Source organism: Shewanella sp. SP1S1-7, assembly GCF_031932105.1.
Taxonomy (GTDB): domain Bacteria; phylum Pseudomonadota; class Gammaproteobacteria; order Enterobacterales; family Shewanellaceae; genus Shewanella; species Shewanella baltica.
In genome coordinates, this window is record NZ_JAUOEU010000023.1 from 61,647 (window position 1) to 74,308 (window position 12,662).

Consider the following 12,662-nt stretch of genomic DNA (forward strand, 5'->3'; position numbering starts at 1 on the left):
CTGAGCAGGGCCGAAAGGGTGGCGAATGTTAATGTCAGCGACTTTATCGTCAGTTAAAGGTTATTTAGCTAGCCTATGGCAAACAGTTCCTAAGTTGTTGCTGTTGGCTTTTGGTTTATTACTATTGGGTAGTTTTACCGAAGGTATAGGTATTTTGATGTTGGTCCCCGTGGTCAACTTGATGTCCGATCCGAGCCAGACCCTTCCCCCTTGGCTTGCAAGTTTGCCGGGTGTTGATCGGGAACTCATTTCCCTCAAGGTGATGTTGCCATTCTTTTTAATCTTGTTGTTAACGCGCTCAGCGTTGGTCTATTGGCGTGAAATGGCCATGACGCGGATACGGCTCCACACCACAGATGAACTGAGAAAAACATTATTTGAATCTATGTTGTATTCAACTTGGTCGCAAAGAATCAATTCTCAGCAACATCAAGAGCTTGAGCAGCTGACCAATGGCGTGAACCGTGTTGGTATGGCCACCTTTTATATTTTAAAAATGCTGACGACAGTGATTTTACTTGTGGTTTATGCCGCCGTATCTATCTTGGTTGCACCCTTGGCGCTACTTATTGCCTGTGTGGTCGGGGCAATGGTATTGCTCATGTTTCGTCGTATTTTTAAGCAGGCGGCGGCATTTGGTATGGGACTGACTAACAGCAATAAACAGTTATACCAGCGTGTGATGTTTTTTTTAAACGGGATGAAAACCGTTAAAGCCTGTGCGTATGAGCCACAACAGCTCGCTGCCTTTGTGACCAGCCAGCAAGAGTTACGGGAAAATCAGCAAGTCTATCAGCATAAAACCGCCTTACAGCAGTTAGCTTTTCAAGGGGTGAGTGCATCACTTTTATGTCTGCTGGTGTATCTAGGGTTTGAGGTTTGGCAACTTGGGGTAGCTGAGCTGGGCGTGTTAATCGTCATGTTTAGTCGTATGATGCCGATGCTGTCTGACTTGCAAGGCAACGCACAACGTTTATTGCATATGTTACCTGCTTTTAGTGATATTGAGCATGCCATCGCCAGTAATCGACAAGGTTACGAAGCCGATCAAGCGAGTCAGATTACTTTTCCACAAGCTAGCTTGGCACTCGATAACGTCAGTTTTGCATACCAAGGGCGTGAACCTTTGTTGAAAAACAGGACAATTGAATTTCCTCTTAACAAGATAACCTTACTGAAAGGCCTATCTGGTCAAGGTAAAACAACGGTCATAGATATACTGGCAACCTTGTTAACGCCAAGTGAGGGGGCAGTGATGCTGGATGGTGTGCCTCTTAGTGTTAGCGCGCATCATTCATGGCGCCGGCAAATAAGTTATCTGTCGCAAGAGCCATTTTTGTTCGAGGGTAGTATTCGAGAAAATATTTTGTGGGGTGAAGGTTATTCTGACGATGAGATATGGCAAACATTGCAGCTGTGTTGTGCCGATTTTGTGGCGGATTTACCGTTAAAGCTCGACACTGCCGTTGGCGAGCGAGGCGTGCAGTTATCTGGGGGCCAGCGTCAGCGCTTGGTATTAGCCAGAGCGTTAATCCGTAAGCGGCCGTTACTGATCCTCGATGAAGCGACTAATGCCCTCGATAGTGAAACAGAAAAACAGATTTTTTTAAAATTGCAACAACAACGGCACGTAATGACGATAGTGCTTGTGAGCCATAGCGAACAAGCAGAGGCTTTTGCGGATAAGTCTATCTCGCTATCAGTAGCATTTTAGCTGTGCTTGTTTGCATCAAAAGATGAATTGCTCGTCAGTTGGTCAAGGTTTAGCCCTTGAATTTTACAGGTAATTAACCATTAATTCACGTTTTGACTTGCAAACCTCGCTATACTTTGTGAAGATTAGCCCACTCGGATTTGTGATCTTTTGGAATTACAATGCATTTGACGATAGCGCTTTGCTATTGATTGAGAGCGTCGAAAGCTGGCATTTAAATTATTAACGCATAGTTAAATAGGGAGTCATCCAGATGCAACAAGATAAAATGAACAAAAATGACCTAGCAGTAGAAATAACGGTAAAAGCAGCTTGGTCGAAGCCTGAAATTGAGGTGATTGATATTGGTACTACTGAAGGTAATAAAGCAAACTTTCCTTCTGAAGCTAGTAGTAGTTTAGGGCCTTCATAGGATTAGTGTATGTTGCTTTATAGCCAACAAAAATCTCTGAGTGTTGCGCCTATGGGCGATGAGTTAGTGATGATGGACATGTCACAAGGTCAATATGTGGGACTCGATGCGACAGCAACCCATATCTGGGGGTTATTAGCTTCTCCTGTCGGTGTTGATGAGCTTGTGATTCAGTTGATGTTAAAATTTGACGTTCAAGAAAATGACTGTCGTCGCGATGTTGAGTCCTTTCTGCAACAGTTGGTCGATAGAAAGCTTGTAGAAGTCAACACAGCTGCTTAAATGGCAGCTTTTTTATATAAGGTTGATGTGATTTCTGTGTACTATTCTCTGTATAATTTGACCATAGATAGTGACTTCCCTCTGACCCATTTACCTTGCTCCCAAGAGAGTCATCCTACAAATATTTCCATAAAACAAGTTGATAAACTGGATGTCGATGTCGCTCTCTTGAATCAAGTTGGCGCTTACTGTTGGCTGAATTCGTCAAGTTTTCTGTTATCCATTCCTCGGTTAGCTGACTTTTATGTGCGTGATGGGCAGTCCATTGTGGTTGCTGTTGCCGACGATGCAGATATGGCGCTGGTGCTCACTTACATTCAAGGCTATATGCTTGCTGTTGTGATGCAACAACGTGGTCAGCTGGTCTTGCATGGTACTGTTCTGCAAAAAAAAAGCATCGCTATTGCTGTTTGCGGTCACTCCGGCAGTGGCAAATCCGCACTAGCCGCAACCTTATTGACTCAAGGTTGGCAATTGGTTTCCGATGACGTATGCGTTTTTAACACCGATGGAAAAGTACTTCAAGGTTGTCGTGCACTTCACGTCTGGCCCGATGTTGCTGAGGTGCTACAGCTATCTGAAACTGAACCATTGGCTGCAACAATGGCAAAGTTGCAGTATGTGTCACAAGTTCCAATAATGGGGAATGACGAGGCTAATGCAAGGCTAGATGCATTCCCATTAGTGGCTGTCTATTGCTTAAGTGAACAGCAAGATGATGATCAAAGTGATACGTTAGAAGAAGATGTTTTCGCTGGCGCATTGAGTGAATTTAAGGGGATGCGTAAATTTGCACCGCTGAAAGCCAATCGCTATCGGACACAATTCGCGACTGCGATGGGGCAAGATGCCTTGTTTATGCAGCAGTGCAGTGCTTTTTTAGCCAATACTCCTGTGTATGGGCTGAGTCGCGGTAAAGCAAAGCTGTCATTAGCCAATCTTCACGCATTGAGTGACCTTATTAGCGATTCATTTGAGGCCTTGGTTTAGTGATGCCTACAGGTATTTTCTGGCTCGCCTCTTACCCCAAATCGGGGAATACTTGGCTGAGAAGTTTTATTTTTGCCATACAAAACCAATCTAAGGCCGATTTCACCACCATTGATATCAATCAATTGCAAACGGGCGCGATTGCCAGCAGCCGACACTGGTTAGAGAATGGTTTGGGGGTGGAGCTTGATTTACATTCAACGGAAGACATTGAGTCATACCGCAGCGATGCTTATCACTTTATCCATAGCCAATTAACTGCACCTGCTTACCATAAAATTCATGATGCCAATCATCTCTGCGTGTCGGGTCAGCGCTTGTGTCCGCCCGATGCCTGTGCTGGCGCGCTTTATGTGGTTCGTAACCCCTTTGACGTGGCTATATCATTTGCGAATCATATGGGCGTTTCGCTTGATAGGAGCATAGAGATGATGGGCACCCCTGATTTTGCTTTGCTGGCAAATGATAAAAAATATCGGCTACAGGTGCGGCAACGAATGGGAACTTGGAGTGACCATGTTACCTCTTGGGTCGACAGTGACTTGCCAATCTTGTTAGTGCGTTATGAGGATATGCTGAGCAATTCACTTGTTAGCTTTACGCAGATTTGCCAATTTTTGTATTTACCCGCAGATGAAACCTCGGTCAACAAGGCTATTGCCATGTGTCATTTTGATAAGCTTAAAAAGCAAGAAGATAAGCATGGTTTCAAAGAGCGGCCTGTGAAATCAAAAGCGTTTTTTAGGAAGGGGATAGTAGGGGATTGGCAAGATACCTTATCTCAGTCTCAAATCGATAGGTTGATCTTCGACCATGCAACCGTGATGCAAAGGTTGGGATATCTTGATGACAAGATGCAAATCACGCCACTGTGTTATCCCAATGAAATGTGTTATCCCAAGAAAATGTAGCCGCCACTTAAAGGAAAATGCGTGAGTACGATTCATTGTGCTATCGGTTGGCAGACATCTCTGCCCGGAACCGTTATGCAAGAGATGCTAGCGTGCAGTGGTTACTGGCAACCCGATGCCGTTCATTGCCAGCAGATTAGTCATACGCCGGATGTGCGGTTAGCAAAAGCATGCCTGTATAATAGGCCTAATTCTGAGCTCGATGCTATTTTAGTGAGTGAGTGTGGACAATTTTCTATTGTCGCCAATGCCCATCTTGATAACCGCGATGAGTTGGCTCTAGAGCTTCATCTCAAAGATATTGATAGACTGTGTGATGGTGAGTTGATTATCAAGGCCTATCAGCGCTGGCAAGAAAACACTGCCTCTCATTTACTCGGCGATTTTGTTTTTATCCTGTGGGATAACCTAAAACAGCAACTGTATTGTGCCCGAGATCATTTCGGTGTTAAGTCACTGTTTTATGCTATCCAGTCAGGGCGAGTCATAGTATCAAATGAACATAAGTCATTATTGGTTAGTAGTTTAGCGGTTTCACGTCAATTATCGAATGATTGGTTAGCAGACGTATTTAAGCCGACAACAGGTAATGAATTTCTTTCTCCATTTTATGAGATTCACACACTACCAGCGGCGCATCAACTGGTGATCAATCAGCAGGAGCATAGTTGTGAAGCCTATTGGTCATTAACGCCGCAAGTGCTGCCTAAACTAAATGATGATGAATATATTGCTAAGCTGGCGGAGTTATTTGAACAAGCCGTAGCGCGGCGCTTAGTGTCGCAATACCCGATAGCCGCCGAATTGAGCGAGGGCTTAGATTCAAATGGAGTGGTGGGTTATGCCAGTCGTCTATTGGATGGTAAGCCTTTATATACTATGTCATTTAATGGTACAGCATTGAATGATGACAATGCGCATGTATGGTCGAATGTGTATCAAGAGTTATTTGATGCGATTGATCTGTGGCCAAATGTTCAGCCGCTTTGGGGGGCTGAGACTCCTGAGGTTTTGAAAGCGGGGGCATATGCCACCACATTTGGTGGCCCGTCCGCAATATCCACTTGGTATGCGCCTCGCGTTGCCCTGGCACAATCTCAGGGATGCAGGACAGTGCTCTCAGGTTGGGGAGGGGATCACTGTGTCAGTGGCTATGGCGATGAATATATTCATGAGCTATTTTTGGATCGTCAGTATATTCGGTTGTATCGGCAGTTGATGTTGCGTCAGCAACGTGGACGTGGTAGAAACCCGATAAAAGCCCTGCTGCGATTGTTCATCCAACATCAATTTCCTAAGGTGTATAAAAAGCTATTTCAATTTCGCAATGGACTTTCGAAGCCGTCCGCTGATTTGTTTGACCATGCAATATTGACCGATAAGATCACAGGGCGCTTAGCAGAAATAATCAAGCCTTATTACGCCATTATGGATAGAACCTCAGTTCAAGCCCGCGATCATCGCGAGCTGATAAACGTCGGTGTTCAACGGCGTATGGCTCTCACTGAAATCGCCGCTCGGCATCATAGTTGTGAGTTCCGCTATCCTTTACTGGACAAAGAGTTAGTGGAGTTTGCCTATAGCCTACCGAGTCATCTTAAGTGTAAGCATGGCGTCGAACGCTACATGTTTAGAGAAGTGTTAAAAGGTCATACAACGGAGCTAATTCGAATGCGGCGCAAGGCTGACGTGCTAACGACCCTGGATAGTGAAAAAATTCAGGACAATGCCGCCGAGTCGTTACAAAGAGTGATGGCTAATTGGACATCCGAGTTGGATGATATTTTTGATAAAAAGACACTTGCAAAAGTGGTTCGAGATTATCCCCATGTCGCACAACGATATTTGCTGCAGATTGAATCATTGCAAGGGCAGCTTAACGAAGGTTTGATCCACTTGTAATAATGGTATTTTTAATTGCTAAGCTGAAATATCAAGTGAGTAGTAGATACACTATTTTCAGTGCATAAAAAATGACTCAAACCCTAATGAACATAGGTTTGAGTCATTTGTCATACTTTCTTCTAATCGGAGTTTTTCGTTACTTGGTTTTATTTTCTAAGTCTGCAATGCGCTTGGATAGCGCTTCTATTTGTTGGTCTTTCTTCAAGTTCAAGTCGTAAAGTGCTTGAATCGCCGCAAGTGACACCCCCGCAGAGTCAATGGCTGATATGTGTTTATCATCATTGCCGCCGAGGCCAAATAGCTGGTAAAAATCCTGTGCCATGGGGCCGATATGTTGCTCGCTAGCGTTTTGCGATTTGTAATTCCATTTGGAAATCGCCAATTTTGAAATAGCACTAAGGATTTCGATACCATTGATGGATTGGAAGTTTTCTTTCTTGTTCATGTCAGAGGTTAACAACACATTATTGGCTGTGACTGTTCCTTTAGTCGTAAGATTGCCAGCGGAGTCGACGATGAACACTTGTCCGCCAACATTATTGGTGAGTGAAAATGTCCCGTCTTGTCTCGTACCAACTAACCAATATGCCACTGTTGGCGATGCTTCGGTATTGGTCATTTTTAAATAGCTATTACCCGGATTCGATAGCTCGAGTAATACTGCATTTTTGCCTATGTTGGTGTTCTGAACTAACACTGAGCTACTGGAAAGATTCGCACTCGTTGAATCAATCACATGTAATCTAGCTGATGGCGAGGTTGTACCAAAACCTACGTCACCGCTAGCAACCACTAACTTACCGCTGGGCGATGCCGTACCTATGCCCACATTGCCGCTGGCGTTGATATAGAGTGAATTGTTCGGTGCGCCAGGGACAATTTTAAAGGGCAATTTAGAACCGCCAGTGACATCACGGATAAAAAAGTTAGCCTCGTTGCTGCCTATGTCCCATGTTTGGGCGGAAAAACCCGAACTGCCATCTTGCTCCAAGCGGATCGCGGGCGTGTTACCATTGATTAAGTGTAAATCCAATACTGGGCTATTCGTCCCTAGGCCCACATTGCCATTGCTATTAATATACATTGCATTAGTGGGGGCGCCTGCGAGTACGGTAAAAGGCACTCTGCCTCCGGTGATATCCTCGATTGAGAATTTATTTGCACCACCACTGTTACTGTCATTGGCGGTTAACTGCCAGTCATTGCTAGGAAAACTCCCTGTACTACTGGTGTCATCGAACTTTATCCTAAGATTGTTTTCTTTGAGTCTTAGGGTATCGAAACCAAAGCTTTCATTGTTGACACAGTCAAACCCTATACATGCACTATTTTGGATAATGACGTCATCAGCATGGACAACATCGGCATTTGCAGTAGTAGACAAAGCCAATGGGATCACTGCGAGGAGATATTTTAGTTGCATGTTCATGTTATTGCCCTTGATGGCGTTCGGCTGAACTTTCAGCCACGTTAGATACATTTGAGTTTAGTTCTGAAACATCAGCGGATTGAATGCGCTCAGTTTTCATTTCAGGGTTTGCTTCAGCTATTTCTTCTATTATGAACTCACCGTCAAGTACATTGAAATAACCTGATGAAGACTGAATTTTGCCCGTGTTGCGTGGTGCGCTTTGACGGCCAGTGCTTGCATCACTGATGTACTCAATTTTACCCTGTTGGGTATATTGAATGTGATAACTGTAATTGCCAGATTCTGTGATACCTAATTCATCTATTTGTAACCGAGTCTCACCTGCGTAAAGGTGAAATTGCTTATTAAAGTTGTTGGGGCCAAAAATAGTGATCGTGGCTACATTAAAGGTATTTCCGTTATCAATATCGAGTGTTGAACCGCTGGCGACGATATTTTCAGCGTAAACCGATTGCATTAGGCCAAACCCAATACCAACCGCCAATAAGTATATTTTGGCCCGCTTGCCAATAGATTTCATTATTTCGCCTTCATTGTTTCACTTGAGCTAATTTTAACCATTATTCAACAAATCGCAAACAATTGCTTTGCTAGGTTTACTGGTTAGACCTTTGTTGATAGAGTGCAAAAAGTAGCCTGTTTATGATTTTAGTTTATTTTAATTGTTTATATTCAGTTGGTTGTTTTGTTTTTGTTGAGTCTGTAATTATTCAGGGATGAGTCGAGGTTGTTGTGCTTGTGTAAATTTCAACATGCTAATTGATAAATTGCTGTTATCATTATTTGTTAAAAGTATGTATCTGGTGGTTGGGCGACCGTTCGCATCGCTACTAAATGGAATTATTCACTACAAGGTTTCGCCATGAAATTCATACCCGACCTCTTGAGAGTCAATGGAATGTTTAATCGTATAGGTAGTTTTTTGCTGACAGGGCTATTCAGTTGCTGTGTCTATGCAGCCGATCCGAGTAGTTTGACGGTTTCAGGGGCGTTTACCTATCCGACAGTGGGCGATGGTAATATCAATACCTTGACCTTGACCTTGACTAATTCATCGGGTGAAACGGCATCCAATATCGGTTTTGTGGCGACGATAGCAGACACAGACCACCTTGATTTTGCAACGCCTTTGAATGTGGTGACTAGCTGCAGTGATGGCTCATATTCTACTAACGATTCAGCGCTAACGGCCTCGGGTTATACCTTAGCCGATGGTAGTTCGTGTACATTTGCGTTTGATATGAAGGGGGTGGTGGTCGACGGTGCTACTGTGCACGATGTCAATATCACAGAATTTAATTCAAACTTCGGTAATGGCACCTTAGCTGGCCCGTTTCAGTTTACTGTGGATCCTACGTTTATCACTGCTTCCTTATCGGTATCTGAAGCTGAGTTATCTGTTGGCAGCGTGAATCATGTCACCCTGCAGTTGGGTAACTTTCCTGTGTACTTTAGTACGTTTTATTCTTTCGCACGTGGTGTGATTACTTTTTCTGATGGGGTCGTTTTAGCATCGCCTGTTAATTACAGCGCCGATTGTGGCGTTAGTAATACCAATGCATCGGGTAGTAGCTCATTTACTATTCCGACATCAGCGAGTTTCGTCACTACTACCAGTTGTTTGATTGAATTTGATGTGGTTTCAAACTCTGCGGGCGTTAAAAATTTACTCAGTGCTGCGATAACAAATGCGACGAATGGAGTAGCTGTTGGTAAAGTGAGCACAAGCTTCGAATCGACGATCAAATTTGTTACCGCATCATTTTCGCCGTCAAATCTTGTTCCTGGTAGTCAAGGAATGTTAGATGTGACCTTGCGAAATACCGATAGAAATTACGATGCCACCAATGTCACTTTTACCGATGACTTAGAGAGTGTTTTGAGTGGGTTGGCGTTAACCTCCCCACTGACAGATGTATGTGGTGTTGGTTCAAGCGTCACTGGTACGGGGGTGATTAGCTTAACGGGGGCGAGCGTTACGGCGGGTGAAAGCTGTCAATTTAGCATTCCGGTCACTGTTCCTGCTAATGCCACTCCAGGTAGCTATACCAATGAAATATCCGCAATCAGTTATGATTTAAATGGTACGACCGTTAATGCTGGAAATTCGAGCTATGCCGCCAATGTATTTAATACATTTAGTATAAATAGTGCTCCCGCTTTGGTGATAGACACTAAACAGGGGGGGATTAGTGTTTCTGAGGTTGCCGCTGGTGATGTGATTTCGGTCGAATATAGCTTAACTAATGTCGACGGTACGAATGCTGCGTCGTCTGTTTCTTTTACTCATATATTGTCGAATTTGTTTGGTTTCACTGCGACGTTACCCGCAAATGATTTTTGTGGTGCAGGCTCTACTGCAACCTACAATGCGGCTTTTGCTGATGGTCCATCGATGGCGATTTCTGGCATCAGCTTATCAGCGGGGGGGACTTGTTCATTTAGTGTAGATTATACTGTGCCAGCGAGTTTTAATGCTGGTACTTTTTTAATGTCAGTCGGGGCAATTACTGCCACTATAAATAGTCAGGTTGTTCAGTCAGTTGCTCCTTCTGCAAGTCAATCCTTTAGTATTATCACTGCGCCAAAATTGTCATTTGTGTTTAACCCCGCCGTAGTGTCGCCAGGGGAAAATACGACGATTGATTTTGAAATACAAAACAGTTTTGGTTCACTTTATGATGCAACCGCTGTTGGCTTCAGCATGGATTTAGACACTGTGTTAAGTGGTATAACGGTACTGAGTGTACCTGATGCCCCCTGTGGTGAAAGTTCTGCCGTTTCAGGTGACGGGACTGGAGCGATAGCATTAGCAAATGCGAATGTGGCAATTGGCGAAACGTGTCAGTTTTCTGTATTGGTACAGGTGCCGAGTGGTGCGAGTTCACAACATTATGCATTTTCGAGTTCGGCTCTAACCGCGTCACTTAATGGCGTAAATTTAACCTCATCTGCAGCATCCTCAACGTTACAAGTGACACAATTTTCCGCATCTAAGTCGTTCTCGCCAAGCTCATTGCGTGTCGGCAGTGCTGCCACTCCATTGACGTTAACTTATGTGCTTAATAATGCCGATCCTGTTGCTACTGTCTCGTCGATTGCGTTTACCGAAAGTTTCGCAAATATTGATTCCACAGTGACTGTGGTATCGACAACTCAGACTGACGTCTGTGGTGTCGGTTCATCTGCGACCATTTCTGGAAAAAATTTGACATTTACAGGTGGTTCTCTTGCTCCCACAACAAGTTGTACCTTTGATGTGGTGCTCAACCTGCCTGCTAATTTTGTGGCGAATGGTTATTCGAGTGTTAGTTCATCCGTGACGGCGTTAGTCGATGCAACGAATACCACCTTTGAACCCATGTATGCCTCGTTTTTAGTTAATACGCTGTCGGTAGTGACAGGTGTGGACATCACAAGTCCAACCTCAGAAACAACGATTTTGATGACAATTGATTTTTCAGATGATGTACAAAGCTTTGTTGAAGGCGATATTACGGTTACGAATGCAACTTTAAGTAATTTTCAGACGATTTCGCCGAAAAGTTATACCGTTGACGTGACACCTGTGACCGATGGCAATGTCACCCTCAATATTGCCGCGGGCGTGGCGCAAGATGTTCTAGATGCTAATGTGACAAATACGGCCGCGTATCCTCTCAGCTTTGAGTATCAAACTACACCGTTAACACCCACGCCAAGTTTGAGTATTGGTTCTCCCTCGACGTTGCTAACAAGCTCAACGCCAGTTACTTACACTGTGAGTTATCTTGATGCTGAAACGGTAAACCTTACTACCGCAGCGATCTCGTTAAATATGACTGGAGATGCTAATGCCGATGTTTCTGTCGAGAATGGTGATTCTACACCTGCAACTGTGAGGTTAACTAATTTTACTGGAAACGGTTCATTAGGGATAAGTATTGCAGCCAATACTGCCCGCAATAGCATTAACTTAGCGCCTGCAGCTGGCCCTTCTGGCGTATTTAGTGTGGATACTCATCAACCTACTGCAACATTAAGCGCATCAACAAATCAAACTGCTGCGTTTACAGTTAATGTTGTATTTGAAGAAGACGTCACTGATTTTACTGTGGATGACATTAGTGTGGCGGGTGGCACATTGTCCAATTTCCAATCAACGGATGCTAAAAACTATTCTGTATTAGTGAGCGCAAGTGGTGAAACATCAGTGACATTAACTCTTGCTGACAGTGTTGCTCACGATGGTGCTGGCAATGGTAATAGTGCTTCGAATACATTGAATATTACCTATGATGATGTGCATCCTGGTGTTGGGATTTCGGGACCTATAAGTCCGGTGATCACCAGTTTTACAGCAACTATTGATTTCACCGAAGTTGTAACAGGTTTTGATGTAACTGATATCCAAGCGACAAACGCCAATCTATCGGGTTTTACAAATGTTGATGGTAAGCAATATACGGTGAGTGTGGCTCCTATCGCACAAACAACCGTTGAGTTAGCGATAGATGTGGATGTTGCTGTGGATAGTTTAGGTAATGGTAATGCTGCTGCAACCAGTTATTCTGTCCTCTTCGATTTTAACGATGCTCCGGTGATTTCAGGTACGCCCGCCACGTCTGTCAATGAAGACAGTGCCTACAGTTTCGCACCTACGGCGAGCGATGATGACAGCGGTGACACCTTGAGCTTTGTTATCAGCAATCAACCGAGCTGGGCGAACTTTAACAGCGTCACCGGTCAATTGAGCGGCACGCCAACCAATGCCGATGTCGGCACCAATGCTAGTATAGTGATCGGTGTTTTTGATGGCACGGTAACCACCAATCTCAGTAGCTTCAGTATCACGGTGAGCAACGTCAATGATGCGCCGGTGATCACCTCCACGGCGCTGACAGCGGCAACCCAAGATGTGGCCTACAGCTACAGTTTCAGCGCCAGCGATGATGACGTCGGTGATGTGGTGAGCTTGAGTGCGGTGACGAAACCGAGCTGGTTGAGTTTCAACCCCGCGACCGGGGTGCTCAGTGG

General features: G+C 44.4%; 9 protein-coding genes. 7 read left to right on the forward strand and 2 right to left on the reverse strand.

Going from position 1 to position 12,662, the window contains the following annotated elements; translation table 11 throughout:
- The first annotated feature begins 31 nt into the window (after positions 1 to 31).
- The 6 genes from Q4Q49_RS16470 (at position 32) to Q4Q49_RS16495 (ending at position 6,211) form a co-directional block, all read left to right on the forward strand.
- Positions 32 to 1,714: an ABC transporter ATP-binding protein gene (locus Q4Q49_RS16470; RefSeq protein WP_311999880.1), complete on the forward strand. Its 1,683-nt coding sequence runs from the start codon at positions 32 to 34 to the stop codon at positions 1,712 to 1,714.
- A gap of 253 nt (positions 1,715 to 1,967) precedes the next feature.
- Positions 1,968 to 2,126, forward strand: coding sequence for a hypothetical protein (locus Q4Q49_RS16475; protein ID WP_311999881.1), 159 nt, complete (start codon positions 1,968 to 1,970; stop codon positions 2,124 to 2,126).
- A gap of 9 nt (positions 2,127 to 2,135) precedes the next feature.
- Entirely contained in the window at positions 2,136 to 2,408 is a 273-nt protein-coding gene (locus Q4Q49_RS16480) for a PqqD family peptide modification chaperone (protein ID WP_311999882.1), read from the forward strand.
- Positions 2,409 to 3,398: a hypothetical protein gene (locus Q4Q49_RS16485; RefSeq protein ID WP_311999883.1), complete on the forward strand. Its 990-nt coding sequence runs from the start codon at positions 2,409 to 2,411 to the stop codon at positions 3,396 to 3,398.
- A 2-nt stretch (positions 3,399 to 3,400) separates the two neighbouring features.
- Positions 3,401 to 4,309, forward strand: a complete 909-nt coding sequence (locus tag Q4Q49_RS16490; RefSeq protein ID WP_311999884.1) for a sulfotransferase domain-containing protein — start codon at positions 3,401 to 3,403, stop codon at positions 4,307 to 4,309.
- A gap of 21 nt (positions 4,310 to 4,330) precedes the next feature.
- Positions 4,331 to 6,211 (forward strand): asparagine synthase-related protein, encoded by a 1,881-nt coding sequence (locus Q4Q49_RS16495; RefSeq protein ID WP_311999885.1) that lies wholly within the window; start codon positions 4,331 to 4,333, stop codon positions 6,209 to 6,211.
- A gap of 139 nt (positions 6,212 to 6,350) precedes the next feature.
- Here Q4Q49_RS16495 and Q4Q49_RS16500 read toward each other — a convergent pair whose 3' ends face one another.
- Together Q4Q49_RS16500 and Q4Q49_RS16505 are read right to left on the reverse strand one after the other, a co-directional pair.
- Entirely contained in the window at positions 6,351 to 7,643 is a 1,293-nt protein-coding gene (locus Q4Q49_RS16500; RefSeq protein ID WP_311999886.1) for a tail fiber domain-containing protein, read from the reverse strand.
- Position 7,644: 1 nt separating this feature from the next.
- Positions 7,645 to 8,166, reverse strand: a complete 522-nt coding sequence (locus Q4Q49_RS16505) for a hypothetical protein (protein WP_311999887.1) — start codon at positions 8,164 to 8,166, stop codon at positions 7,645 to 7,647.
- A 378-nt stretch (positions 8,167 to 8,544) separates the two neighbouring features.
- Here Q4Q49_RS16505 and Q4Q49_RS16510 point away from each other — a divergent pair.
- A partial coding sequence (locus Q4Q49_RS16510; RefSeq protein WP_311999888.1) for an Ig-like domain-containing protein occupies positions 8,545 to 12,662 on the forward strand: 4,118 nt, incomplete at its 3' end.

Bases quoted from the DNA above. Each gene is read 5' to 3' on its own strand.
- Q4Q49_RS16485 (WP_311999883.1), top strand. From the start codon at position 2,409: ATGGCAGCTTTTTTATATAAGGTTGATGTGATTTCTGTGTACTATTCT.
- Q4Q49_RS16490 (WP_311999884.1), top strand. From the start codon at position 3,401: ATGCCTACAGGTATTTTCTGGCTCGCCTCTTACCCCAAATCGGGGAAT.
- Q4Q49_RS16475 (WP_311999881.1), top strand. From the start codon at position 1,968: ATGCAACAAGATAAAATGAACAAAAATGACCTAGCAGTAGAAATAACG.
- Q4Q49_RS16470 (WP_311999880.1), top strand. From the start codon at position 32: ATGTCAGCGACTTTATCGTCAGTTAAAGGTTATTTAGCTAGCCTATGG.
- Q4Q49_RS16480 (WP_311999882.1), top strand. From the start codon at position 2,136: ATGTTGCTTTATAGCCAACAAAAATCTCTGAGTGTTGCGCCTATGGGC.
- Q4Q49_RS16500 (WP_311999886.1), bottom strand. From the start codon at position 7,643: ATGAACATGCAACTAAAATATCTCCTCGCAGTGATCCCATTGGCTTTG.
- Q4Q49_RS16505 (WP_311999887.1), bottom strand. From the start codon at position 8,166: ATGAAATCTATTGGCAAGCGGGCCAAAATATACTTATTGGCGGTTGGT.